General features: G+C 64.0%; 19 protein-coding genes. 8 read left to right on the top strand and 11 right to left on the bottom strand.

The window, feature by feature from the left end:
- Positions 1 to 122 precede the first annotated feature (122 nt).
- From GA0004734_RS01160 to GA0004734_RS01205, 10 genes are all read right to left on the bottom strand, one after another.
- Positions 123 to 1307 (bottom strand): Gfo/Idh/MocA family protein, encoded by a 1185-nt coding sequence (locus tag GA0004734_RS01160; RefSeq protein ID WP_092930485.1) that lies wholly within the window; start codon positions 1305 to 1307, stop codon positions 123 to 125.
- Positions 1308 to 1343: 36 nt separating this feature from the next.
- On the bottom strand, positions 1344 to 2396 hold the full coding sequence (locus GA0004734_RS01165) for a sugar phosphate isomerase/epimerase family protein (protein WP_092930486.1): 1053 nt from the start codon (positions 2394 to 2396) through the stop codon (positions 1344 to 1346).
- Positions 2397 to 2631: 235 nt separating this feature from the next.
- Positions 2632 to 3588 (bottom strand): substrate-binding domain-containing protein, encoded by a 957-nt coding sequence (locus tag GA0004734_RS01170; RefSeq protein ID WP_092930488.1) that lies wholly within the window; start codon positions 3586 to 3588, stop codon positions 2632 to 2634.
- Between the two features lie 66 nt (positions 3589 to 3654).
- Positions 3655 to 4659, bottom strand: coding sequence for an ABC transporter permease (locus tag GA0004734_RS01175; protein ID WP_092930490.1), 1005 nt, complete (start codon positions 4657 to 4659; stop codon positions 3655 to 3657).
- An 11-nt stretch (positions 4660 to 4670) separates the two neighbouring features.
- On the bottom strand, positions 4671 to 6200 hold the full coding sequence (locus GA0004734_RS01180) for a sugar ABC transporter ATP-binding protein (protein WP_092930492.1): 1530 nt from the start codon (positions 6198 to 6200) through the stop codon (positions 4671 to 4673).
- A gap of 325 nt (positions 6201 to 6525) precedes the next feature.
- On the bottom strand, positions 6526 to 7833 hold the full coding sequence (xylA, locus tag GA0004734_RS01185) for a xylose isomerase (protein ID WP_092930494.1): 1308 nt from the start codon (positions 7831 to 7833) through the stop codon (positions 6526 to 6528).
- A 32-nt stretch (positions 7834 to 7865) separates the two neighbouring features.
- The gene (xylB, locus tag GA0004734_RS01190) at positions 7866 to 9317 is read right to left on the bottom strand and encodes a xylulokinase (protein ID WP_092930496.1); all 1452 of its coding nucleotides are present in this window, start codon (positions 9315 to 9317) and stop codon (positions 7866 to 7868) included.
- A 9-nt stretch (positions 9318 to 9326) separates the two neighbouring features.
- Positions 9327 to 10403 (bottom strand): LacI family DNA-binding transcriptional regulator, encoded by a 1077-nt coding sequence (locus GA0004734_RS01195; RefSeq protein WP_092930498.1) that lies wholly within the window; start codon positions 10401 to 10403, stop codon positions 9327 to 9329.
- A gap of 124 nt (positions 10404 to 10527) precedes the next feature.
- Positions 10528 to 12126, bottom strand: coding sequence for a DHA2 family efflux MFS transporter permease subunit (locus GA0004734_RS01200; RefSeq protein ID WP_092935734.1), 1599 nt, complete (start codon positions 12124 to 12126; stop codon positions 10528 to 10530).
- Between the two features lie 170 nt (positions 12127 to 12296).
- Positions 12297 to 13511: an HlyD family secretion protein gene (locus GA0004734_RS01205; protein WP_092930500.1), complete on the bottom strand. Its 1215-nt coding sequence runs from the start codon at positions 13509 to 13511 to the stop codon at positions 12297 to 12299.
- Between the two features lie 144 nt (positions 13512 to 13655).
- On the opposite strand from GA0004734_RS01205, the gene GA0004734_RS01210 reads away from it, so the two are divergent.
- The 4 genes from GA0004734_RS01210 to lysS all read left to right on the top strand — a co-directional run bounded on the left by GA0004734_RS01210 (position 13656) and on the right by lysS (position 18714).
- Positions 13656 to 14387 carry a TetR/AcrR family transcriptional regulator gene (locus tag GA0004734_RS01210; protein WP_092930502.1) on the top strand — a complete coding sequence of 244 codons (732 nt, stop codon included), beginning with the start codon at positions 13656 to 13658 and terminating at the stop codon, positions 14385 to 14387.
- 153 nt (positions 14388 to 14540) lie between these two features.
- Positions 14541 to 15320: a TerC family protein gene (locus GA0004734_RS01215; protein ID WP_092930504.1), complete on the top strand. Its 780-nt coding sequence runs from the start codon at positions 14541 to 14543 to the stop codon at positions 15318 to 15320.
- Between the two features lie 236 nt (positions 15321 to 15556).
- Entirely contained in the window at positions 15557 to 17014 is a 1458-nt protein-coding gene (gene gltX / locus GA0004734_RS01220; RefSeq protein ID WP_092930506.1) for a glutamate--tRNA ligase, read from the top strand.
- A 209-nt stretch (positions 17015 to 17223) separates the two neighbouring features.
- On the top strand, positions 17224 to 18714 hold the full coding sequence (gene lysS / locus GA0004734_RS01230; RefSeq protein WP_092930508.1) for a lysine--tRNA ligase: 1491 nt from the start codon (positions 17224 to 17226) through the stop codon (positions 18712 to 18714).
- 23 nt (positions 18715 to 18737) lie between these two features.
- Here lysS and GA0004734_RS01235 read toward each other — a convergent pair whose 3' ends face one another.
- Positions 18738 to 20060 (bottom strand): hypothetical protein, encoded by a 1323-nt coding sequence (locus GA0004734_RS01235; protein WP_092930510.1) that lies wholly within the window; start codon positions 20058 to 20060, stop codon positions 18738 to 18740.
- Positions 20061 to 20287: 227 nt separating this feature from the next.
- On the opposite strand from GA0004734_RS01235, the gene GA0004734_RS01240 reads away from it, so the two are divergent.
- The 4 genes from GA0004734_RS01240 (at position 20288) to GA0004734_RS01255 (ending at position 25216) form a co-directional block, all read left to right on the top strand.
- On the top strand, positions 20288 to 21538 hold the full coding sequence (locus GA0004734_RS01240) for an NAD(P)/FAD-dependent oxidoreductase (protein WP_092930512.1): 1251 nt from the start codon (positions 20288 to 20290) through the stop codon (positions 21536 to 21538).
- 9 nt (positions 21539 to 21547) lie between these two features.
- Positions 21548 to 22498 carry a nucleoside hydrolase gene (locus tag GA0004734_RS01245; protein ID WP_092930514.1) on the top strand — a complete coding sequence of 317 codons (951 nt, stop codon included), beginning with the start codon at positions 21548 to 21550 and terminating at the stop codon, positions 22496 to 22498.
- 67 nt (positions 22499 to 22565) lie between these two features.
- Positions 22566 to 23576 carry a ligase-associated DNA damage response exonuclease gene (locus GA0004734_RS01250; protein WP_092930516.1) on the top strand — a complete coding sequence of 337 codons (1011 nt, stop codon included), beginning with the start codon at positions 22566 to 22568 and terminating at the stop codon, positions 23574 to 23576.
- Positions 23576 to 25216: a cisplatin damage response ATP-dependent DNA ligase gene (locus tag GA0004734_RS01255; RefSeq protein ID WP_092935736.1), complete on the top strand. Its 1641-nt coding sequence runs from the start codon at positions 23576 to 23578 to the stop codon at positions 25214 to 25216. The genes GA0004734_RS01250 and GA0004734_RS01255 overlap by 1 nt, the downstream gene beginning before the upstream one ends.
- Positions 25217 to 25538 lie beyond the last annotated feature (322 nt).

A 25538-nucleotide genomic window follows, 5' to 3' on the forward strand; every position in this document is an offset into this window, starting at 1 on the left:
GCAAGCGCAAGAGACTATCCACGCGAACATGAACGGCGGATGACCGGAAACACCATGAGCACACGAAAAAGCCACCGGACGTGGAACATCCGGTGGCTCTGATCCGAAAGCGTGTGGGAAGATCAGACCGAGACCCAGGCCCCGTTGCGCTTCGAAGAACGCACACAGGCGTCCACGAACAGCATGCCCTTCATTCCGTCATCGATGGTGGGGTAGACGACGGCAGGGTCTACCGTGCCGCCAGAGCGCTTCGCCTGGATGGCGCGGGCAGCCTCGGCATAGATCGTCGCAAACCCTTCGAGATACCCTTCGGGATGGCCGGAGGGGATGCGGGAAACGCGGTTAGCCTCCTCAAGCGCGCCGGCACCCATGCGGGTCAGCAGCTGCTTCGGCTGGCCGAACGGCGTGTACCAGAGATAATTCGGGTCCTTCTGCGTCCATTCGAGCCCGCCCTTCGTGCCGTAGACGCGAACCTGCAGCCCGTTCTCGTGGCCCGGCGCCACCTGGCTGCACCAGAGCAGACCTTTGGCGCGCACGCCGTCCTTCTCCTTGAAGCGCATCATGACATGGGCGTTGTCATCGAGTGCCCGACCCTCCACGAAGCTGTCGAGGTCGGCCGCGAGTTCGTCAAGCTCCAGCCCGGAAACGAAAGCGCCGAGATTATAGGCATGCGTGCCGATATCGCCGGTCGAGCCGCCAGCGCCCGAACGCGTCGGGTCCGTGCGCCATTCCGCCTGCTTGGAGCCCGACTTCTCCACCGCATCCGTCAGCCAGTCCTGCGGATACTCCACTTGAACGAGGCGCACCGTGCCGATATCGCCCTTCGCGACCATGGCACGCGCCTGACGAACCATGGGATAGCCGGTGTAGTTGTGCGTCAGGATGAACAGCGCCTCGCTCTCATCGGCAAGCGCCTTCAGCTTGCGGGCGTCACCCAGCGTGGACGTCAGCGGCTTGTCGCAGATGACGTGGATGCCGCGCTTCAGAAACTCCCGCGCCGCCTCGTAATGCACGTGGTTCGGCGTGACGATGGCCACGGCCTCGATGCCGTCCTTCAGCTTCGCCTCGCGGATCGCCATCTGCCGGTAGTCGGCATAGGTCCGCGCCGGATCCAGACCGAGTTCCAGACCCGAAGCCTGCGCCTTTTCCGGCGTCGAGGACAGAGCGCCCGCCACCAGCGTGAACTGGTCGTCGAGACGCGCCGCCATGCGGTGGACGGCGCCGATGAAGGCACCTTGCCCGCCACCCACCATTCCGAGCCGGATACGCGGCTGCCTCGCCTCCGCTGCCTTACCTTCGATGGCCATTCCTATTCTCCGTTTTGATGTGGCGTCGATGTGCTGTCAGATACCGAGCATGCGCCGGTTGGCGGCTTCATCCGTGCCGCCGGTGGCAAAATCGTCAAACGCCTTTTCCGTCACGCGGATGATGTGGTGTTTAACGAACTCCGCCCCCTCACGGGCACCGTCCTCCGGATGTTTCAGCGCGCATTCCCACTCCACCACGGCCCAACCGTCGAAATCGTTCGCCGTCATCTTCGAAAACACCGCGCCGAAATCCACCTGCCCGTCGCCGAGCGACCGGAAGCGCCCTGCCCGGTTCACCCAGCTCTGGAAACCGCCATAGACGCCCTGCCGGCCGGTCGGATTGAATTCGGCATCCTTGACGTGGAACATCCGGATCCGGTCCTTGTAAATGTCGATATTGTCGAGATAGTCGAGGCACTGCAGGATATAGTGCGAGGGATCGTAGAGCATGCAGGCGCGGGCATGGTTGCCGGTGCGCTCCAGAAACATCTCGTAGGTTATGCCGTCATGCAGGTCTTCGCCGGGATGGATCTCGTAGCAAATATCGACGCCGCAGTCCTCGGCATGGTCGAGGATCGGCTTCCAGCGCCTAGCAAGCTCGTCGAAGGCCGTCTCCACCAAACCCGCCGGGCGCTGCGGCCATGGATAGAGGTAAGGCCAGGCGAGCGCGCCGGAGAAGCTTGCCATCGCGTTGAGACCGAGGTGCTTCGACGCGGTCAGCGCGAGCTTGACCTGATCGACGGCCCATTCCTGACGCGCCTTCGGATTGCCCCGCACCTCCGGTGCCGCAAACCCGTCGAAGCCCTCGTCATAGGCCGGGTGCACGGCGACCAACTGGCCTTGAAGATGAGTCGACAGTTCGGTGATGACAACGCCGTTGTCGCGCGCTTGGCCTGCCAGATCGTCGCAATAGCCCTTGGATTCCGCCGCTTGTCTCAGGTCGATGAGCCGCGCATCCCATGTGGGCACCTGCACGCCCTTGTAGCCGATATCGGCTGCCCATTTCGTGATGGCATCGAAGGAATTGAACGGGGCCTCGTCGCCCGCAAACTGTGCCAGAAACAAGCCCGGCCCCTTGATCGTCTTCATCTCGCAACTCCTCCATCCTGTCGACAGCCGCCCACGCGGCAATCCTGTCGGACAGACCCTCCGGGCCTGCCATCGTCTGAAATTCAACCGCCGCCTGCAACGTTGCAGGAGCAACTACGGTACCACTATGAGATATGCAGGCAACCCTTCGCGACCACCTGAGACGTCGTGTTTCGCCCGCTTTCGACATGAAAAAGCCGCCTGCGGATGTCCGCAGGCGGCCTCTGTTCAATGATCAGAAGGGCGAATCCGGGAAGTAGAACGTCTCGGCATTCTCCTTGGTCACCAGCGTCGCATCCAGCGTATAGGTGCCGCTGACGGGGACCTGATCGTAGAGCGCCGACGCCGTCAGTTCCATCGCCGTGCCGACCATGGCCGGGGGATAGAGAACGTCGACGGGGATCATCTTGTCGCCGTCCATGACCTTCTTGATCATGTCCTTGGAGCCGGCACCGGCGACGACATACTGGATGTCCTTGCGGCCGGATTGCTCGATCGCCTGCAGCACGCCCACGGCCATGTCGTCGTCCTGGCACCAGACCACATCGATCTTCTGGTACTTGGTCAGGAAGTCCTGCATGACCTTGAAAGCATCGTCGCGATTCCAGTTGCCGAACTGGCGGTCGAGAACCTTGACGTTGGAGCCGGCGATGCCCTTGTCGAAGCCGTCCTGACGCTGCTGGTCGATCGGGATCGGCAGGCCGCGGATGACGACGACTTCGGCATCCGGCGTCTTGCCCGCGATATACTTGCCTGCGACTTCGCCGAGTGCAGGGTTGTTGCCGGCCACGTAAAGGTCGCGGATCGTGTCGTCGTTGACGCTCGGTGCGCGGTCGACGATGGTCACGAACTTGCCCTTGTCCTTGACTTCCTTGATGGCGTTGACCAGCGGATCCGGATCGGACGGCAGGATGACGAGCGCGTCGATGCCCTGCGTGCTCAGATCCTGCACGGCGTTTGCCTGGTTCGCCGCATCCGGCGAGGTCTTGACGATGACGTTCAGGCCGGGATGTTCGGCCATGAGCAGCTTCGCCACACGCTCGGCATGGAACACCACACCGGACGTCCAGCCATGATCGGCTGCCGGTATCGATACGCCGATGGTCTTCGTTTCCTGCGCAAGGGCGCCACCCGACAGGGCAGTGCCTGCCAATGCCATGACCAGTGCCAGTCCCAGAATGCGTTTCTTCATGTTTCTCTCCTCCCGATGATGCGGGCTTCTGGGCATTTGCCCGGGCGCCCGCGAACCCTTACCCGCTCATGGCCGCCGAATCAGGAACCTCTGGACCAGCATGGCGATGATGATGATGGCGCCCTGGATGGCGCTCAGCAGATACTCGCTGACCACATTCGACAGGAGCATGATGTTGCCGACGATCTCCAGAATGAACGCGCCGCAGATCGTCCCCCAGATGCGCCCAACGCCGCCACGCAGCGCCGTGCCGCCGACCACGACGGCGGTGATCGCCTGCAGCTCCCACAGAATGCCCGTGGTCGCCGATGTCGATCCGAGCCGGGGCACGTAGATGAGAACCGCAATGGCGACGCACACACCCTGGATAATGTAGGCGATGGTGCGGACGCGGTTGACCTTAATGCCGGAATAGCGCGCGACATCCTCGTTGGAGCCGACCGCGACGACGTGACGGCCGTAGCGGGTTCGATAAAGCACGAAAGCACCGATGGCCGCCGTGACGAAGATCACGACGATCGGCACGGGAACGCCGAGGATGGTGCCGAAATAGGCCGGCCGATAGAGCGACTGGACGGCCGGATCGCGCAGCGTGATGGCGCCGCCCTGCGACAGCCACGTCGTCAGCCCGCGATAGATGCCCATGGCGCCGAGCGTCGCGATGAACGGCTCGATCCGCCCGACGGTGGTTACCAGACCGTTGGCCAGCCCACAGGCAGCCCCCACCAGAAGGGCGATGCCGACGCCCGCCAGAAGCGTCATGCCGGGACTGCCCGCCGCACCGCTGTTCAAAAACAGGATCATGACGCTCGCGACGAAGGCGACCATGGCTCCGACGGAAAGATCCAGCCCGCCGGACGAGATCACGAAGGTCGCACCGACGGCTATGACCGCGATGAAGGCGCTGCGCGCCAGCACGTTCGTCAGGTTGTCGATGCTGAGGAAATTCGGATGCGCGAAGGCGCCGAGCACCAACAGCAGCGCCAGCGCGATGAAGGGCGCGACGGCCCCGAGATCGATATTGCGAATGGATCGTGCCGGCTTTGCGCCGTCTGCCGTGATATTGGTCATTGTCCCCCGCGTCACGCGGCCTCCCCAGAAACGCCGCCGGAAACTCCCGTCGCCAGCACGACGATGTCGTCTTCCGTCATCCGCTCGCCCGCGACCTCACCGACGATGCGCCCCGACCGCATGACGACGATCCGGTCGCAGATGCCGATCAGTTCCGGCATCTCGGAGGAGACCACGATGATGGACCGGCCCTCCTCAGCCAAGCGGGCGATAAAGGCATAGATCTGTTCTTTCGTGCCGATATCGATGCCGCGCGTCGGCTCGTCAATGATGACGATCTGCGGGTCGAGCAACATCATCTTGGCGATCAGCAGCTTCTGCTGGTTGCCGCCCGATAACTGGCCCGCCAGCAAATCCTTGCGGCCTGTGCGGATATCGAAATCCTGAATCGCCGTATCGAGTGCCGCATGCTCCTTCTTGCGATCCACCTGAAAGCCACGCACGAAACGCCCGAGGGATGCCAGCGTCAGGTTGACGCGCAAATCCTTGGAAAGCAGGAGCCCCTTGCCCTTGCGGTCTTCCGAGAGATAGACGATGCCGGCCTTGAGGCTGGCGTGCACGTCGCGAAACTGGACCGGGCGTCCATGCAGCATGACCGTGCCATGCGCCGGGCGAAGACCGACCAGGCCCTCCATCAGTTCCGTCCGCCCGGCCCCAACCAGACCGGCAAATCCGAGGATCTCGCCTTTGCCGAGCCGAAAGGTGGCATTCGTCGCGTAGCCGGGCACGGACAGGCCGGACACCTCCAGCACCGCCTCGCGGGACGCGACCGATACGCGATCCGGATAAAGTTTGGCGACGTCGCGCCCAACCATCAGCCGCGCCATGTCGGCGGGTTGCAGCGTGGAGGCGGCGTGCGTGGCGACGGTGCGACCATCGCGCAGGACGGTTACTGTATCGGCGATGTCTTTCACCTCCGGCAGGCGGTGCGAAATGTAGAGCACGGCAACGCCGCGATCCCGGATGTGCCGGATCAGCTGCAGAAGTGCCGCCGTCTCGTGCGGCGTGAGAGATGCGGTGGGTTCATCGAAGATGACGACCCGGTGGGGCACCAGCAGCACGCGGGCAATCTGCACGAGCTGACGCTGCGCGATCGACAGCCGGGCAACAACCGTGCGCGGATCGATGTGGGCTCCGAGCGCATGGACAGCCTCGCGCGCACCTTCATTCATCGCATTGTCGTCGAGCGTCAAGCCCCTGACCATTTCGCGACCGAGATAGATGTTCTGGGCGACGGTGAGGTCGGGCGCGAGCAGGATTTCCTGATGCACCAGCACGATGCCGCGCGCCTCCGCATCGACAGGCCCGGACAGCGTGACGGGCTGGCCGTCGATCAAGATCTCACCCCGCGTCGGCGGAAGATTGCCGGCGATCAACTTCATCAGCGTCGATTTGCCGGCGCCATTCTCGCCGATGATCGCATGCACCTTACCGGCCTCGATTGTGAGATCGATGCCCTTCAGCACTTCGACGATACCGAACGTCTTGGACAGTCCGCTCGTTTGCAGAAGAGGTGAAGTGGAAACAGCGGCAGCGCTCATACGGCACTCCACATCGCAAACGCCCGAGACGAAACGCGAACTGCGCAACGCAAGCGCAAAGATACAAATCGGCGCGCTGACGGGTATACGCCGCAAGCGCCAAAAGGTGCTGTCGAAATCACGCTGAATCTCCTCCGAAATCGAAGCTAGCGCAATTGATGAGGTACGTAAAGCAGCTTTGTCTGCCTGATCACGGAGAGGTGTTCAACCTTCCCTAAGGCATTGTTAAAGTACGATTACCCTGAAAATTAGGGTTAGAAAGGCGCAGAAAACGCATCCGGCGCGCCCGCTTCCACGAACGCGCCGGGATATGCTCATGGATCGCTCAGACGTAGCGGTTGACCACGTTTTCCAGATATTCCTGCCGGCCGGAGCGCGGCTGCGGGTTGAGGTCGGTCGCCTCGACATGGGCTGCAAGCTCTTCGAGCGACATCGAGGTCAGCCGCTTGCGGCCCTCCTCCGTGCTCCAGCCGGCATAGCGCGCGTCCAGCGGGCCGGACAGGGCCTTGTCCTCGACCATCTTCGCCGCCGCCTTCAGGCCGCGGGCGCAGCAATCCATGCCGCCGATGTGACCGATGAGCAGGTCTTCCGCATCCAGCGACTGACGACGCAGCTTGGCGTCGAAATTCGTGCCGCCGGTGGTGAAGCCGCCGCCTGCCAGAACCTGATAGTAGGCGAGCGCCATTTCCGGGACGTTGTTCGGAAACTGGTCGGTATCCCAGCCGGACTGGTAGTCGTTGCGGTTCATGTCGATCGAGCCGAACAGGCCGAGCGCATTGGCAAGCGCCAGTTCATGCTCGAAGGAATGACCCGCCAGGATGGCATGACCCTGCTCGATGTTGAGCTTGACCTCGTTCTCCAGACCGTAGGACTTCAGGAAGCCGTAGACCGTCGCAACGTCGTAGTCGTACTGGTGCTTGGTCGGCTCCTGCGGCTTCGGCTCGATCAGGATCGCGCCCTTGAAGCCGATCTTGTGCTTGTACTCCACCACCATGTTGACGAAGCGGCCGAGCTGGTCGAGCTCCTGCTTCAGATTGGTGTTGAGCAGCGTCTCGTAGCCTTCGCGCCCGCCCCAGAGCACGTAGTTCTCGCCGCCGAGCTTCACGGTCGCGTCCATGCAGGTCTTCACGGTCGCCGCGGCAAACGCGAAGACGTCCGGATCCGGATTGGTCGCAGCACCCGACATGTAGCGGCGGTGCGAGAAGAGGTTGGCCGTACCCCAGAGCAGCTTGACACCGGTCTCCTGCTGTTTGCCGGCGAAGTAATCGACGATCTCGTTCAGGTTCTTCGTGTTCTCGGCAAAGGTCTTGCCTTCCGGCCGCACGTCCGCGTCATGGAAGCAGTAATAGGGTACGCCCAGCAGGTCGAAGAATTCGAAGGCGACATCGGCCTTCAGCTTCGCCGCTTTCATGCTGTCCTCGAACCAGGGACGCTCGAACGTCTGCCCGCCGAAGGGATCGCCACCCGGCCAGACGAAGGTGTGCCAGTAGGCAACGGCGAAGCGCAGATGGTCTTCCATCCGCTTGCCCATGACCACTTCGTTCGGATCATAGTGGCGGAAGGCCAGCGGATTGGTGCTGTCAGGCCCCTCGAAGCGGATCTTCTGGATGTCCTTGAAATAACCGGTGCTCATGATGTTTCCTCCAATGGTGTCGTTATCTGGGATCAGTAGGCGGCGCGGATGGCAGGATAGAGCCGGCCATAGCGCTGATAGGCGTCCTCATAAGCCTCGCGCAGCGAAGCAACGGGCTCGACCGTGTGCGCGGTCTTCGGCGGTGTGAAGACGGAAAGCGGATCGGCGCCGGTGGCCGCAACGAGGCCGAGACGGGCAGCCCCGAAGGCCGCACCGAAGTCGCCATCGGCCGGCACGTCGACCGGAAGGTCGAGCGCGGTCGCGATCGACGACAGCCAATAGGGCGAACGCGACCCGCCGCCGATCGCGGTTACCCGGTGCAACTGCGTGCCAGCGCTCTTCAAGGCCTCCAGGCTGTCGCGGATGGCGAAGGACACGCCTTCCAGCACGGCTTGCGTCAGCACCTCCCGACCGCTCTCATGGCCAAGGCCGATGAAGGCGCCGCGGATGGTCGCATCGTTGTGCGGCGTGCGCTCGCCGGAGAGATATGGAAGGAAGGTAACGCCGGTCGGCGCCTGCAGCGTGTCGCCCAGTTCCTGCGTCAGCTCGGAGGCACTGCGGCCGGTGACGCCCGCATGCCAGTTCAGCGCATCGGTGGCCGACAGGATAACGCCCATCTGGTGCCATGTGTCGGGAAGCGCATGGCAAAAGGCGTGAACGGCACTTTCCGGATTGGGCAAATAGCGCGCATTTGCCGCGAAGAGCACACCCGACGTGCCGAGCGAAACGAAAGCCTGACCCTCGCCGATCGTGCCCATGCCGCAGGCAGACGCCGCATTGTCGCCGGCACCACCGGCCACCACGACCCCGGCCCCCATGCCCCAGCCGGCCGCAAGATCCGACTTCAGCGTGCCGGCAGGTGCCGTTCCCTCGACCAGAGACGGCATCTGCCGTTCGCTGAGGCCCGTTGCTGCCAGCAGACTTTCCGACCAGGCGCGCTTGCCCGTATCGAGCCAGGACGTGCCGGCGGAATCCGACATTTCCGAGATGTGCTCGCCCGTCAGCCAGAGGCGCAGATAGTCCTTCGGCAGCAGCACCCAGCGCACCTTGGCAAACGCGTCCGGTTCGTTCTTCGCGACCCAGGCAAGCTTCGGCGCGGTGAAACCGGGGAAGACGATATTGCCGGTGATGGCGCGAAACTGCGGATCGGCATCGAGCGCTGCGGCCTCGGCATGGGAGCGCGTATCGTTCCAGAGAATGCAGGGGCGCAGCACGTTGTCACTCTCGTCGAGCAGCGTCGCGCCATGCATGTGCCCAGACAGACCGATGCCCCGCACGGCGGCAAGCTCGGCGGGATGCGATGCCTTCAACCCGGCGATCGCTTCCTGCGTAGCGCGGACCCAGTCGGCCGGGTCCTGCTCCGACCAGCCGGGATGCGGGCGCAGAACGTCGCAGGCGCCGGTCGCCGAACCGACGATGCGCTGCTCGCCGTCGATAAGCAGCGCTTTGACGCCGGACGTGCCGAGATCGATGCCGAGATACATGGGATGCTCCTAGTTTGCCTCGCCGACCACACCGGACGGGAGACGGGAAAGGCCGTCCGCATCATCTGCGAACGGCAGGTTGTCCTTGAGAAAGATATCGATGCGGATGCGCTCCTGCGCCTCGACCGTGGGAATGCCGTCGGCCTTGGCCTTGAGAACGCGGATGGCGCTGCGCACCTCGTGGCCCGCGTCCTGATTGAGCACCGCGTCGATCAGATCGGCTTCGAGCGCAGCACGCGTGTGCGGCGTCAACTCATGTGCAATGACGGCGCGCGGGCGCGGCCTGTCATGGCGTTGCAGGGCTGCGATCAGGCCGCGATTGCCGGCGCCGAGACTGTAGATGCCCGCGACATCCGGATGCCGCGCCAGAAGATCGGCGATCAGCCGCTCCGTCGCCGCCGGATCGTCCTGACCCTCGAGCACCGGCAGCACATCGCAGGTGTCGGACAATGCGGCCCGGAATCCGTCGAGCCTGTCGCGATGGTCGCGCACCAGCATGGAGCCTGCGAGCACGGCGATCGTTGCCCTTTGCCGCCCGACGAAGCGGCGCATCAGGCCACCGGCCGTACGCCCCGCCGCGTGATTGTCGATACCCGCGAAGTGATCGCGGCAGGAAGGTCCAAGGTCTGACACCAGCGTCACCAGCGGAATGCCGGCCGCCTGCACGCGGAGTGCCGCATCCACCACATCCGGCGCATCCACTGCCACCACAGCGATACCCGCCGGCTCCTCAGCGATCGCCGCGTCGAGCGCACGGGAAACAGCCGCCCCGTCGAACGGGGGAACGACGACGAGCGAGATCGCCACACGGTCGGCGGCAGGGCGTGCCATGGCCTCGCGGACATGCCGTTCCAGCCCGCGCATGAACGAGTTGTCGCCGGCGGGGAGAATGAAGGTGAAGGGATAGACCCGGCTCTTGGCAAGGTTTGCAGCCGCCATATCGCGGACGAACCCGATGGCTGCGATCGCCGCCTCCACGCGAACGCGCGTTGCCGCCTTCACACCCGGCCGCCGGTTCAGGACCCGGTCGACCGTGGCCAGGCTGACGCCCGCTTCTGCGGCGATATCGTGAACGGTCGGTCGCATGGCTCCTCCGGAAACGAGGTCTAGAGGAATTTCTGATGTACGTAAATCAGAAATTTTGGTGCGCACCCCAAAACGAAGAACGCCGGCACGAAGGCCGGCGTCGATGACTGAGAATAAACGTCTGTCAGTGCCCGCCGCCAGCGCTGGGCGCGACGGGTTTCGGCTTCTGGATGACCAGGACGCAGAAGATCAGCGCGCCGAAAAGGCACGTCAGCAGCACGAAGATATCGGCAAACGACAGGATGGAGGCCTGCCGCTGGACGATGCCTGCGAGCTGCTTCATGGCGATCGTCGTACCATCCATGCCGTGGGCATTGTAGTTGCCGGCGATCTGGTTCAGCTGCTCCATCGCCTCCGGGTTGCTCCACGTCACATGCTCGGAAAGCTGGGCGTAATGCACGTCCTGCCGCCGCGTGAGAATCGTATTGATCGCTGCGAGCCCGACGGCGCCGCCGAGGTTTCGGGTAAGGTTGAACACGCCGGACGCGCCGCGGATCCTGTCCGGCGGCAGCGTGCCGAGCGCCACGTTGTTGATCGGCACCATGCACATCATCATCCCGAAGCCACGCAGGATCTGGGGCACGAGGAGTTCGTAGAAATCCCAGTCCGTGGTGATATTGGTCATGATGTAGGTACCGCTCGAGAACGAGGCGAAGCCAATGACCATCAGCACGCGCGGATCGAACTTGCCCGAGAGAATGCCGGCGATCGGCGCCGTGCAGAACATGGCGACGCCCGAGACGAACATGGTCTCCCCGATCATCAGCGAATCATAGTGCCGGATCTGCCCGAGATAGAGCGGGTAAAGATAGGTGAGCCCATACAGTCCGATGCCCATGATGAAGGAGAAGAGCGAGCCGAAGGCGAAGTTCCGGTTTGTGAAGGCGCGCAGGTCCACAACGGGGAAATCGACGGTGAACACCCTGTAGAAGAAGACGATGGCCGCGACGACGCAGGCGACGGCACCCGCCAAGATATGCCCGTCGCTGAACCAGTCGTTCGTATTGCCCTCCTCCAGCACATATTCGAGGCAGCCCAGAAACAAGCCCATGGAGAGGAGACCCCACCAGTCGAATTTCTTCACGAGGCTCAGTTCCGGCTTGTCGAAGTCGATATAATTCCAGGTGACGATCGCGACCACGATTCCCGGGGGAATGTTGACGAGGAACAGCCAGTGCCAGGAAAAGGCGTGGCTGAGATAGCCGCCGACGGTCGGCCCGATGGTAGGCGCGAGCGTCGCGATCAGGCCGATGATCGGCGAGACGATGTTGCGCTTGGAGGGCGGGAAAATGGTGAAGGCCGCAGCGAAGACGGAGGGGATCATGCCGCCGCCGATGAAGCCTTGGAGCGCGCGGTAGATGATCATCTGGTCGATGTTCGTCGCCGTCGCCGCAAGCGCGCTCGCGACCGTGAAGCCGGCGGCCGAGCAGGCAAAGAGCACTCGGGTGGAGACGATGCGCGCCAGCGTACCCGAAAGCGGGATCATGATGACTTCGGCGATGAGATAGGCCGTCTGCACCCAGCCGATCTCGTCGGAACCGGCGGAAATACCGGCCTGGATTTCGGCAAGCGATGCCGACACGATCTGGATGTCGAGGATCGACATAAACATGCCCACCACCATCGCGAAGAAGGCGATCAGCCTGCGCGGGTCCATCTTCTCTTCCGCACCAGCCTTGGCGCCAGATCCAGAACCTGGACCCGAGCCGGAACCCGCCGTCATCGCGCCAGGCCGCCCGCCGGCGATCGCAGTTGCACTCGCAGCCATCGGCTTGCTCCCGTGCGAACGCTGCTGCCTGTCGAAAGGCCCGCAGAACGCTCGATATCGTCAGAAATGGTCCTCCCGGGCGGCGGGGCGGAGCCGCTGTCGCCCGGGGGCCTGAGAAGAGGGTACTATCGCACGGCGGCCGTGTCGGTCGTCTGCGGCGCAGTGCGCGTGTCCACATCCACGACAACGCTGAGGCCCGCCTGCAAGCGCCCGCTATCGAGCACGTCCTGCGGCAGGGCGATGCGCACCGGCACGCGCTGGATGACCTTGGTAAAGTTGCCCGTCGCATTTTCCGGCGGCAGCAGCGAGAAGACGGAACCGGAAGCCGGCGCGATGGACTCGACGGTCGCCTCGATCGGCTTTTCGTCATAGGCGTCCACATGCACCTTCACCTTGGAGCCCGGCACGAGACCGGCGATCTGCGTCTCCTTGAAGTTCGCATCGATGTAGAGCTTGTTGACCGGCACGAGCGCCGCAAGACGCTGGCCGGCCGAGACGAGATCGCCATCCTGAACCGCGAGATTGCCGACGACGCCGTCATAGGGCGCTTTCAGAACCGTGAAGCCGAGATCCCGCTCAGCCTTGTCGCGCGACAGTTCCAGCGAGCGGATCGTGCTTTCCGCTTCGGCACGCTGGGCTTGCAGCACCGAGACGTTGGCGGCCGCCGCGGCAATCGTCGCATCGGCTGCGAGCACGTTGGCTCGCGCCTGGTCGAGCGCCACATTGGCACTGTCGAGGGAAGCGACCGAGCCCACGGCCTTTGACTGGAGGTCGCTGGCACGCTTCTGCGTGATCTCGGCCCCGCGCACGGTCGCTTCCAAGGCGGTCTTCTGCGCCCGGGCTTGCTGCAAGCTCGCCTGCGCACCGGCGATCTGCGCGTCAAACCGCGCAAGAGACAGTCTTTCAGTTTCGATCTGGGCCTGCGCCTGATCGGCGGCGATCCGGTAGTCGCCATTGTCGAGCGTGACGAGCGGGTCGCCCGCCTTGACCCGCTGGTTGGCGACGACATTCACCGTTTCCACATAGCCGGAAACCTTCGGCGCGATCGACGTCAGGTCACCTTCGATATAGGCATCGTCGGTCGAGATCATGAAACGGCCATTGGTCCACCACTCATAGCCGAACCAGCCGGCAGCCCCGAGAACAGCAAGACCGATGATGGGTACGACCAGACGGCGGCGTTTCGGCTGCTTTTCAGGCGCATCCGGGGCAGGTGCGGCGATGGGCGCAACGGCAGCAGGCGCATCCTCGGCACGGGCCGTGGGCACAGCATCCGCAGCGTCGAAATCCTCAACCACCGGCCGTACATGCGCTGCCGATGTCTTGCTGGAACCTGCCATGGTCGACGTCCCCGAAAATTGGCTGAAAAAATAGTAAGAAAAGCAAACTGAACCGCTCAGTTCGATTTGACATAGGCAAGTCCATCCCGCATATCAAGCGAAATCGAACCGTTCGGTTCGAAAAGTTAACGATGGGAGAATGCGATGCCTGCGCTGCAGCGAGCCGATGCCCCGACGGTAACCGTTAAGGCCGATGCTCTCGGCGCCGAAACGCTGCAGCCCGGCGCGTCGCTGGCGGATGTCGGGACGGGTGGCCGACGGGTGGCGGGCGAGGATCCGGTCAAACGTGATCAGATCATCGACGGCGCCAAGCGCGTCTTCATGGCCGTTGGCTTCGATGCCGCCAGCATGAACGACATCACCCGCGAAGCCGGCGTCTCCAAGGGCACGATCTACGTCTACTTCGGAGGCAAGGAAGACCTGTTCGCGGCCATGATCGAGCGCGAGCGTGCCAAGGTGGTTGCCAGCATGAAGCATGTGCTGCAGAGCAATCACGGGCCTGTCGATGCCGTCCTGCATGATTTCGGCGTAACGTTCGTCACGCATATATGCTCGGACACGACCGTCCGCGGCATGAAGATGGTATTGAGCGTCAGCGAGCGCATGCCGGCCCTCTGCCAGCGCTTCTTCTCGGCCTCGCCGGAAAACGGCTATTCGATCTTGAAGACCTATCTCGAAAGCAAGATCGCCGAGGGACAGCTGAAGATCGAGGATACGGATCTCGCTGCGCGGCAGTTCATAGAGCTCTGCATGCCCGGCCTTTTCAAGCGTCGTCTGTTCGGCTGGCTGCCTGTCCCGCCGGACGCGGACGAGATCGACCGGACGGTTCGCTCGGCCATCGCGATGTTCATGACGTTCTATATCGCGAAAACGTGAAGTAATGTGACTTCGGGACAGGTTTGGCGCGCGTCAGGCGACTTGTCGTCTGGCGATTTGCCTTTACATGGGGAACGTCGACGCCCGCACGCCGCAGGCATCCCGTATCAGCCTCTCAAAGAGGCCACTCCTATCGAAGAAGGACCCGCCCCGATGCAGGAATTCCTGCTGCTCATGCAAGACCCAGCCGCCTGGATTGCGCTTATCACGCTCGTCGTCATGGAAGTCGTGCTCGGCATCGACAACCTGATCTTCATTTCCATCCTGACGAACAAGCTGCCCCCGGAGCATCGTGACAGGGCGCGCAAGATCGGTATCGGCCTGGCTCTCATCATGCGTCTCGGCCTGCTCTTCGCCATCGCGTGGATTGTCAAGCTCGACTCCGACCTGTTCACGATCGCCGGCATGGGCTTCTCCGGCAAGGACCTGATTCTGATCGCCGGCGGTATCTTCCTCGTCTGGAAGGCCACCAAGGAGATCCACCACTCGGTCGACGTCCAGGACCACAAGGAAGATCTCGTCGGCGCCGGCAAGAACGTCGTGAAAATGACCTTCGGCGCGGCGATCGGCCAGATCCTGATCCTCGACCTCGTCTTCTCGATCGACAGCATCATCACGGCCGTCGGCATGACGCCGCATGTGCCAATCATGTTCATTGCCGTCATCACCGCCGTCACGGTCATGCTCCTGGCCGCGACGCCGCTCGCCAACTTCATCGAGAAGAACCCGACCATCGTCATGCTGGCCCTCGCCTTCCTGCTGATGATCGGCGGCACGCTGATCGTCGAAGGCTTCGGCGTTCACGTCCCCAAGGGCTACATCTACGCCGCCATGGCCTTTTCGGCCGGCGTCGAGGCGCTCAATATGTTCACGCGCCGCAAGCGCGAGCGGGAACGCACCGCAAACGGCAGCGTGACGCCGACGCAGCATTGATCGCCTGAAACAGGCGGCCCGGCAGCACCTGCCGGGCCGTTTTTCCGTGTGCCGCGCCTCGACCGCGCAAGGCCTCAGCCTTGACGTGCGCAGGGGAATATGGTCTCACGCCCGCGATTGAAGATGCCGGCCGCGCCCCGCAAGGCGCGTGGACGCGCGTCTCCGCCTTTGAGGGCTTGGGCCGGTGCGGCGGCGCTTGCCCGGAAACGCCAGCAGCACGCCAACAGGCCGAGATCATGACAGACACACCAGTCCGGGTGCGCATCGCCCCCTCCCCCACCGGCGAGCCGCATGTCGGCACGGCCTATATCGCACTGTTCAACTATCTTTTCGCCAAGAAGAACAACGGCACCTTCATCCTGCGCATCGAGGACACGGATGCGACCCGTTCGACGCCGGAATTCGAGACCAAGGTGCTCGACGCCCTGAAATGGTGCGGACTGGAATGGGCGGAAGGTCCCGATATCGGCGGCCCTTACGGCCCCTATCGCCAGTCCGACCGCAAGGACATCTACAAGCCCTACGTCGAGAAGATCGTCGATGCCGGCCACGGCTTCCGCTGCTTCTGCACGTCCGAGCGCCTGGCCGAAATGCGCGAGGCCCAGCGCGCCGCCGGCAAGCCGCCGAAGTATGACGGCCTCTGCCTGCACCTGAGCGCCGAAGAGGTGACGCGCCGGGTGGATGCCGGGGAGCCCCATGTCGTGCGCATGAAGATCCCGACCGAAGGCGTCTGCTCCTTCGTGGACGGTGTCTACGGCCCCGTCGAAATCCCGTGGGATGCCGTCGATATGCAGGTCCTGTTGAAGGCGGACGGCATGCCGACCTACCATATGGCCAACGTCGTGGACGACCATCTGATGCGCATCACCCATGTGGCGCGCGGCGAGGAATGGCTGTCCTCGGTCCCCAAGCACATCCTGCTCTATCGCTATCTCGGCCTCGAGCCGCCGGTGTTCATGCATCTTTCCCTGATGCGCAACGCCGACAAGTCGAAGCTTTCCAAGCGCAAGAACCCGACTTCGATCTCCTATTACTCCGCGCTCGGCTATCTGCCGGAAGCGCTGATGAACTTCCTCGGCCTGTTCTTCATCCAGATCGCCGAGGGCGAGGAGATGCTGACCATGGCGCAGCTGACCGAGCATTTCGATCCGGAAAACCTGTCGAAGGCCGGCGCCATTTTCGACGTCCAGAAGCTCGACTGGCTGAACGGCCGCTGGCTGCGCGAAGGTCTTTCGGAAGAGGCGTTCGTCGGCCGCGTGCTGGCCTGGGCCATGGAGAACGACCGCATTAAAGAAGGCCTGCGCCTCTCCCAGTCGCGCATCTCCAAGCTCGGCGATCTGCCGGATCTCGCGGGCTTCCTGCTCAAGGCGGATCTGGGGCTCGATGCCGCTTCCTTCGCCAAGGTGAAGACATCGCCGGAAGAGCTGGTCGAGATCTTCAAGACGGTTCAGCCCGATCTCGAAACCATTGTCGAGTGGAACGCGGAATCGGTGGAAGCCGAGCTGCGCGCCAGCGCCGACCGCATGGGCAAGAAGCTGAAGATCGTGCTCGCACCGCTCTTCATCGCCATCTCCGGCTCGTCGCGCTCGCTGCCCCTCTTCGACAGCATGGCCATTCTCGGCCGCTCCGTCGTGCGCCAGCGCCTGAAGGTCGCAGGCCAGGTGGTTGCGGCGATGGCGGCCGCCGCAAAGTAAGATCGCGGGCTTGGCAGCCCCTCATCCGGCTGCCGCCACCTTCTCCCCGCCTGCGGGGCGAAGGGACACGCGGCGTCCGCCCACCTCTCTCAGGGCACGTCCCCTCTCCCCGCCTGCGGGGAGAGGGCTAGGGTGAGGGGCGACGACCTCCCATAGACCCGCCGAAGAACAAACCATTTCGCGGCCTTGCCGCCACAGGACAGGCAACCATGACCGAAAAGCTTGATACCGCCCTCTCATCCGACGTGACCGAAGTCCGCGCGCAGAAGCTGAAGCTGCTGCGCGAGCAGATCGGCGATGTCTACCCCGCGCACTTCCACCGCACGATCACCAACGGTGAACTTGCGGCGAAATACGAAGGGCTGGAGCCGGACGCCGTGACGGAGGATGTGGTCACCGTTGCCGGCCGTGTGTTCTCGTCGCGCAACTCCGGCATGTTCATGGACATCCGCGATGCCGAGGCTAAAATCCAGATCTTCTCGCACAAGGACACGACGCCGGAGGAAGCCCGCGCGCTTCTGCCGATGGTCGATATCGGCGACATCATCGGCGTCACCGGCGTTGTGCGCCGCACCAAGCGCGGCGAGCTGACGATCAATGCGCAAGAGATCACCATGCTCACCAAGGCGCTGCTGCCGATGCCGGAGAAGTGGCACGGCCTCTCCGACATCGAGCTGCGCTATCGCAAGCGCCACCTCGACATCCTCACCAACGAGGATTCGAAGCTGCGCTTCCAGCAGCGCGCCCGTATCATCTCCGGTATCCGCCGCTTCATGGAGGAAAACGGCTTCATGGAGGTCGAGACCCCCATGCTGCACTCCGTCTATGGCGGCGCGACTGCCGAACCCTTCAAGACGCATCACAACACGCTGAAGCTCGACATGTACCTGCGCATCGCGCCGGAACTGTTCCTCAAGCGCACGCTGGTTTCGGGCCTTGCCGACAAGGTGTTCGAGGTCAACCGCAACTTCCGCAACGAAGGCGTCTCCACCCGGCACAATCCCGAGTTCACGATGATGGAATGCTACTGGGCCTATGCCGACTACGAGGACATCATGGACCTCGTGGAGCGTCTGTTCTCCTCGCTCGCGATGAGCATCCACGGCTCGACAGACGTCACCTTCGGCGACAAGACGCTGTCCTTCGCAGGTCCGTTCAAGCGCGTCCCCATGCCGGATGCCGTGAAGGAGGTCACCGGCATCGACTTCCTTGCCATCAAGACGGATGAGGAAGCCCGTGCTGCGGCAAAAGCGGCCGGCTTCGAAATCGAGAAGGACTGGACCTGGGGCGAATGCCTCGCCTTCATTTTCGAGGAAAAGGTCGAGGCCACGCTGATCCAGCCGAGCCACGTCACGCATTTCCCCAAGGACATCTCGCCCTTTGCCAAGGAAGTGCCGGGTGAGCCGCGTCTGGTCGAGCGCTTCGAGACCTATTGCAACGCTTGGGAAGTCGGCAACGCCTTCTCCGAGCTGAACGATCCGGAAGAACAGCGCCGCCGCATGGAGGAACAGCTGGAGCAGGCCCATGCCCGCGGCGAGAAGGAAAAGCAGCTGGACGACGATTTCCTCGATGCGATCGACCAAGGCATGCCGCCCGCCGGCGGCCTCGGCATCGGCGTCGATCGCCTCGTGATGCTCCTGACCAACGCCCCGTCGATCCGCGACGTCATCCTCTTCCCGGCACGCCGCAAGGCAGACTGAAATTTTTCAAAGGATCGGCGCCATCAATGCGTGGCGCCGGTCTCCTCGGGCGTTACGCCATGCGGCACCGCCGCCTCGTGCTTCGCCTCTGCAGCGACAGGTTCATGCGCAGCGTCATCCGCGCTCTGCCCATGCCCCTCGCCCTTCGTCATATCCTGCTCGTGACCGGCCTCGGGTGCCGTTGCCGCCTGTTCAGGCACGCCGTGTTCCGGCGTCTCCGGTGCATGGGCTGCATTGCCTGCAACAACTCCATGCCCCTCGGCTTCCGCCGCATCCTTCTCGTGACCGCTTTCGGGAACCGTCACGGCCTGTTCGGGTGCGCCGTGCTCGGGCGTCTCCGGCGCATGATCGGCGTTCGCCACTGGCGCTTCCGCCTTGTCGCCGCCCATTCCCGGGATCAGCCGCATGACGGTGGACAGCATGCCGTCTCCAGCCGGCTCCACACCCTCCGGCGCTTCCCCATGCGTAGCCTTGCCGCCCATGCCGGGAATCCACGCCGTCACGGTCGAGAACCATCCGTCCTTCGCCGCAGCATCCTGCTCGCCACCGGCGCTGCCTTCGGCATGTTCGCTCGGCGGAGCACCGTGGCCCGCTTCGCCCGCGGCTGCCGGCGCATCGTGTGTTTCGGAAGGCGCTCCATGCTCTGCCCCGGCTTCGCCGTGGCCTTCCGCAGCCTCGCCATGCCCCTCCGCAGGCGCGCCATGGCCTTCGGGAGCGCTTTCGCCATGCTCGGCAGGCGCTCCATGTTCTTCACCCGTCGCGCCGGCGTCGGCAACGAGGGTCTCGCAATCGGCGCGATCGGTCATCGCCGTCAGCGTGGTGCGGATATCTTCGGGAGAGAGCGCCTTGCGCTCGCCATAGAACAGGCCGACGGCGTTGGCCTTGCCATCGGCGTAGCGGGCAATGAAGGGCTGCTCCATATCCGGCAGTTTCGTCGGGTCGGGCGCAAACAGCACCTCGGCGCCAATCGCGGCACCGCGCAGGTTCGCCCGTCCCTCCGGCCCCGCCCGGTCGAGCACGACGACCTGATAGAGGTCGGCCTTTTCCGATTGCGCCAGAACGCCGGCAATACGAAGCGCGGTGCGCACCCGCGCGATGCCATCGACATTATCCGTGCGGACATATTTGCGCAGCCAGCGCTGGCCGCCGCGATTGAGCTTGATGAGATCCGCAGAGGTGCAGGCGACGCCGGAGGGCTGAGACGCCTCGGCCTTGGCCTCTTCTTCATGCGCGAGAGCGCCGCTCAGCAGCACATAGCCGCCCGCTCCACCCGCGAGAACCAAGACGGCGGCACAGCCGAGAAGAAGCTTCTTCGACAGCCGGCCTTTCAGGGAAATACCTTTCACCTCAGCCGCTCCATCATGCCCGATCACACGCTCCAAATGGCCTGCCAGCGGCAGACATCACGGCTGGACCGTAAACGAACAGGGTTGAGGAAGCTTTAATCGGCGCGACGCCAGAGCGAGCCACTCTGGACGAAAACCTTACCGGCCTTGTGTTTGCTCTTGATTGCCGATGCCCGGATAGAGCATGACCTTGAGCAACGGTTTCTCAGAGCATCGGACAGCACGGCATGGCACGGATCGGCATAGTGGGCGGCGGCATCATCGGTTGCGCGACGGCGATCCACCTGATCGCGCGCGGTCATGACGTCACGCTGTTCGAGCAGGACGCGACAGGGCTTCCCGCCTCCGTCGGCAATGCCGGTATCATGGCGATCCCGGAGATCGACCCCATCGCCCGGCCGGATATGCTGATGTCCGCCCCGCGCTGGCTTGCCGATCCGCTGGGACCGCTGACCCTGCGCTGGAGCGATCTGCCGGCCCTCACGCCCTGGCTGCTCGCCTTCCTGCGCTCGGCCCGCCCGGCACAGGCCGCCCGCACCCGCACAGCGCTTCTCGGCCTGATGCGCACAGTGCTCGAAGACCACCGGTCCCTCGCCGACATGGCGTCCCTTGTCGATCCCGTGCAGCACACCGGCGCCATGACGATCTTCGACGCGCCCACGTCTCTCGATGCCGCCTTCCGCCATGACAGCGAAACGGCAAAGCTGCTCGGCTTTTCGGTGGAACGCCTGAGCCCCGCCGAGGTCCGCGCGCGCATTCCGGCCCTCGAGGGTTCGCTGGCCGGCGGCATCTTCTCGGCCGGCTACCACACGTTCCGCCACCCGGAAACCTTCCTGCGCGCGCTGCAGGCGCACCTGCGCACACGCGCAACGATGATCGATGCGGGCATTTCCGCAGTGCGCCCGGGCGCAGATGGCATCACGCTCACCACATCGGCTGGCGCGCCCCACATCTTCGACAAGGTCGTCATTGCCGCCGGCGTCTGGTCGCGCGATCTCGTGCGCGGACTTGGCCTTCGCGTCTCTCTGGAAACCGAGCGCGGCTACAACACGACATTCGCCGATCCGCAGGTGACCCTGCCAATGCCGATCTTCTTCTCCGAGCACGGCTTCTGCGCCACACCGTTCGACAATGCGTTGCGGGTCGGCGGCGCCGTGGAACTGGCGAGGCCGGACGCACCCGCAAATTTCGCCCGCGCAAAGGCTATGCGCACCAAGATGCGTCGCTATGTTCCCGCCCTGCCCGAGACGGGCGGCAAGGAGTGGATGGGCCGGCGGCCCTCGACGCCCGACAGCCTGCCGGTCATCAGCCTCAGCCCTGACGATCCGCGCATCGCGCTGGCCTTCGGCCATGGACATCTCGGCCTCACGCTCTCGGCCACCACAGGCCGGCTCGTCGCAGACCTGTTCGACACGGGCGAGCAACCGGCGCTCGCGCCATTCAGCATCCGCCGCTTCCAGCGCGGCACCAAGGCCTGAGGGGGCATCATGCACAAAGTCATTTTCGACACCGACCCCGGCGTAGACGACGCCATGGCGTTGCTCTTCCTGCATCAGCACCCTGACATCGACCTTCTGGGTATCACGACCATCTTCGGCAACGCCTCCATAGAGACGACGACCCGCAACGCTCTCTTCCTCAAGAAGACCTGGGACATTCCGGCACCGGTCGCCAAAGGCGTGGCGGAGACGATCGACCCCGCCCGCGCCCATGCCGGCTGGCCCGTCATGATCCATGGCCATGACGGGCTCGGCAATATCGGGGTTCCCGACACCGTCGATGGCGCGCCCGATGCGCGTCCCGCCCATCGCTTCATCATCGACACGGTGCGCGCCCATCCCGGCGAGGTCACGCTGGTCGCCGTCGGCCGCATGACCAATCTTGCCCGGGCACTTGCGGACGATCCGGAGATCGTCTCGCTGGTCAAGGCCGTGGTCATCATGGGCGGCGCCTTCGACGTCGCCGGCAACATCACGCCCGCCGCCGAAGCCAATATCCATGGCGATCCCGAGGCGGCCGACATCGTGATGGGTGCCGCATGGCCCGTGACGGTGGTCGGACTCGACGTGACGATGAAGACGGTGATGACGCGGAAAGCCCTTGCCGCCATCGCCGCAGCCTCCGGCCCGCGCGCAAAGCTTCTGGCCAATATTTCCGATTTCTACATCGATTTCTACGGCCACATCGTGGAAGACGGCATGGTCGTGCACGACAGCTGCGCCTGCGTCTATATCGTCGCGCCCGAGCTTTTCACCACGCGGACCGGCGCGATCCGCGTCGTCTGCGGCGGCATCGCCGATGGCCAGACCATCCAGAAGGCCGATGGCCGCACCTTCCCGCCAAGCTCGTGGGACGGCCTGCCGAGCCAGACCGTCTGCACGGATATCGACGCGGAGGCCGTGATCGCGCTGATCACCGAAACGCTGTCGCGCGCGTAAGCTTCCCGCGCAAAGAATCCCGGCCGCCTCTCTGGCGGCCGGCCGCGGTCCGGCTATCTAGATCCTCATGAGACCGGAAACGCTGCTTTATCCGACGCCCAAGGGCCTGTTCTGCGAAGCGGGCGGCTTTTACATCGATCCGGTGCATCCGGTCGACAAGGCGCTGATCACCCACGGCCATGCTGACCACGCCCGCTCCGGCCATGGCGAGGTGCTGGCGACGCGGGAGACGCTGGAGATCATGGCGATCCGCTACGGCGCCGATTTCTGCCGCCGGTCGCAGGAGGCGGTGCTCGGCGAAACCATGACGATCGGCGATGTGACCGTCAGCTTCCATCCGGCCGGCCATGTTCTCGGTTCCGCGCAGATCGCGGTCAGCTGCGGCGGCACGAAGATCGTCGTCTCCGGCGACTACAAGCGTCGCCGCGATCCTACGTGCCTGCCCTTCGAGCCCGTGGCCTGCGATGTCTTCATCACCGAAGCAACGTTCGGCCTGCCCGTGTTCCATCATCCGCCGGATGCGGACGAGGTCGGAAAGCTCCTCACCTCGCTGCGCCAGTTTCCCGAGCGCGCGCATCTCGTCGGCGCCTACGCGCTTGGCAAGGCCCAGCGGGTCATCATGCTCCTGCGCGAGGCCGGCTATCATGAGCCGATCTATATTCACGGCGCGCTCGTCAAGCTCTGCGACTATTACCTCTCCAAGGGTATCGCGCTCGGCGACCTGCGCCCGGCAACCGTCACGGCGAAGGAGAAGCCGGCCTTTGCAGGCACTGTCGTCATCGGCCCGCCCTCGGCCTTTGCCGATAAATGGGCGCGCCGCTTTCCCGATCCGATCCCGATCTTCGCCTCCGGCTGGATGCTGGTGCGCCAGAGGGCAAAGCAGCGCGGCGTCGAACTGCCGATCATCATTTCCGACCACTGCGACTGGGCGGAACTGACCGACACCATCCGCGAGATCCGGCCGGGACAGGTGTGGGTCACCCATGGGCGCGAGGAAGCGCTCGTCCGCTGGTGCGAGCTGGAGGGCATCAAGGCCCGCCCGCTGCATCTGGTCGGCTATGACGACGAGGGCGAATGATGCGGGATTTTGCCGAGCTTCTGGACCGCCTCGTCCTCACTCCGTCGCGCAATGCGAAGATCCGGCTTCTGACCGACTATTTTCGCACGGCACCCGACCCGGACCGGGGTTACGCACTGGCCGCGCTGGCCGGCACGCTTACACTCTCGACCGTCAAGCCGAACGTGCTGCGCCAGCTGATGCTGGAACGGATGGACCCGGTCCTCTTCCAGTATTCCTACGACTATGTCGGCGATCTCGCCGAGACCATCTCGCTCGTCTGGGAAGGCACGGAACCTGACGAGGCCGATGTCGGCGATCTCTCGCTCGGGTCGATCGTCGCGCAGCTCCAGTCCGTCGGGCGCGCGAATGTGCGCGACCTTGTGCGCAACCTGCTCGACCGCCTCGACGGCTCCAGCCGCTTCGCCTTTCTCAAGCTCATCACCGGCTCCATGCGCATCGGCGTCTCGTCCCGGCTCGTCAAGCAGGCGCTGGGCGAGATGGGCGCCGTCGATGTCGGCGAGATCGAAACGCTGTGGCACGGCCTGTTGCCGCCTTACGTCGAACTGTTCGCCTGGCTCGACGGACATTCCGGCCGCCCCGAGCTCACCATGCCCGCCGTCTTCCACTCGGTCATGCTGGCAACCCCGGTCGGCGACAAGGACCTTGACAATCTCGACCCGGCCGACTTCGTGGCCGAGTGGAAATGGGACGGCATTCGGGTGCAGCTCGCCAACCTCTCGGGCACGCGCCGGCTTTATTCCCGCAGCGGCGACGATATCTCCGGCGCCTTCCCCGACATCCTCGAAGCCGTCGATTTCGAGGGCGTCATCGACGGCGAGCTTCTGGTGGGGGGAACGCTGCGCTCCAACCAGGCGACGCGAAGCTTCTCCGACCTGCAACAGCGTCTGAACCGGAAGACGGTGACGCGCAAGACCATCGAGGAATACCCGGCCTTCCTGCGCGGCTACGATCTCCTGTTCGATGGCCCGCGCGACATGCGCCCGGAGCCCTTCGACGTCAGGCGCGAAGCGCTGGACAAGCTGATCGCCACGACGCCGCCGCTGCATTTCGACCTCTCGCCACTGGTGCCCTTCTCATCCTGGGAAGAGTTGGACCGGCTGCGGACCGCACCGCCCGATCCTGTCATCGAGGGGATCATGCTGAAACGCCGCGATTCGCCCTATACGCCCGGGCGGATGAAGGGGCCGTGGTTCAAGTGGAAGCGCGAGCCCTACAATATCGATGCCGTGCTGATGTATGCCCAGCGCGGCCATGGCAAACGGTCGAGCTATTATTCCGACTTTACATTCGGCGTCTGGACGATGGACGACGCCGGTAAGGGCGACATTCTCGTGCCCGTCGGCAAGGCCTATTTCGGCTTTACCGACGCCGAGCTTGAAGTGCTCGACCGTTACGTCCGCAACAACACGGTCGAACGCTTCGGCCCGGTACGCTCGGTTCGTGCGGAACCCGACCAGGGCTTCGTGGTGGAGGTGGCGTTCGAAGGCATCGCCTTCTCCTCCCGTCATAAGTCGGGTGTCGCCATGCGCTTCCCCCGCATCTCGCGCCTGCGCACCGACAAGCTGCCGCGCGACGCCGACAGGCTGGAGACGCTGGTATCGATGATCGACGCGGGCGCTCCGGTGACGGACGCGTAATCTGGTTTCAAGATGATTTTGCAACCGGCTCGAATGTGCGAAACAGCAAGCCTGTTTGTTCCGGGCGATCGCACATTTTCGCGGCATGGCTGTTCCAGTCGGTCGACAGATAGTGATTCTCCCTCACGCCTCCGTCTCGACCGTTCGTCGTCCATATCGCGGCGGCGGTGCGATGCCACGTCAGCCCTGTCCAATGGAAAGGACGCCGGAAGTCCTCGTTAAGCCAGCTCTGAGGCCGGAAAACACGAAATGCGGCGCTTCGATCGCCCGGCAGATGGCCGAAAAGCGAATAAGGAAAACACAATCCGTGTGGGTGGCATGG

The sequence above is a fragment of the Rhizobium sp. 9140 genome (assembly GCF_900067135.1).
GTDB lineage: Bacteria > Pseudomonadota > Alphaproteobacteria > Rhizobiales > Rhizobiaceae > Ferranicluibacter.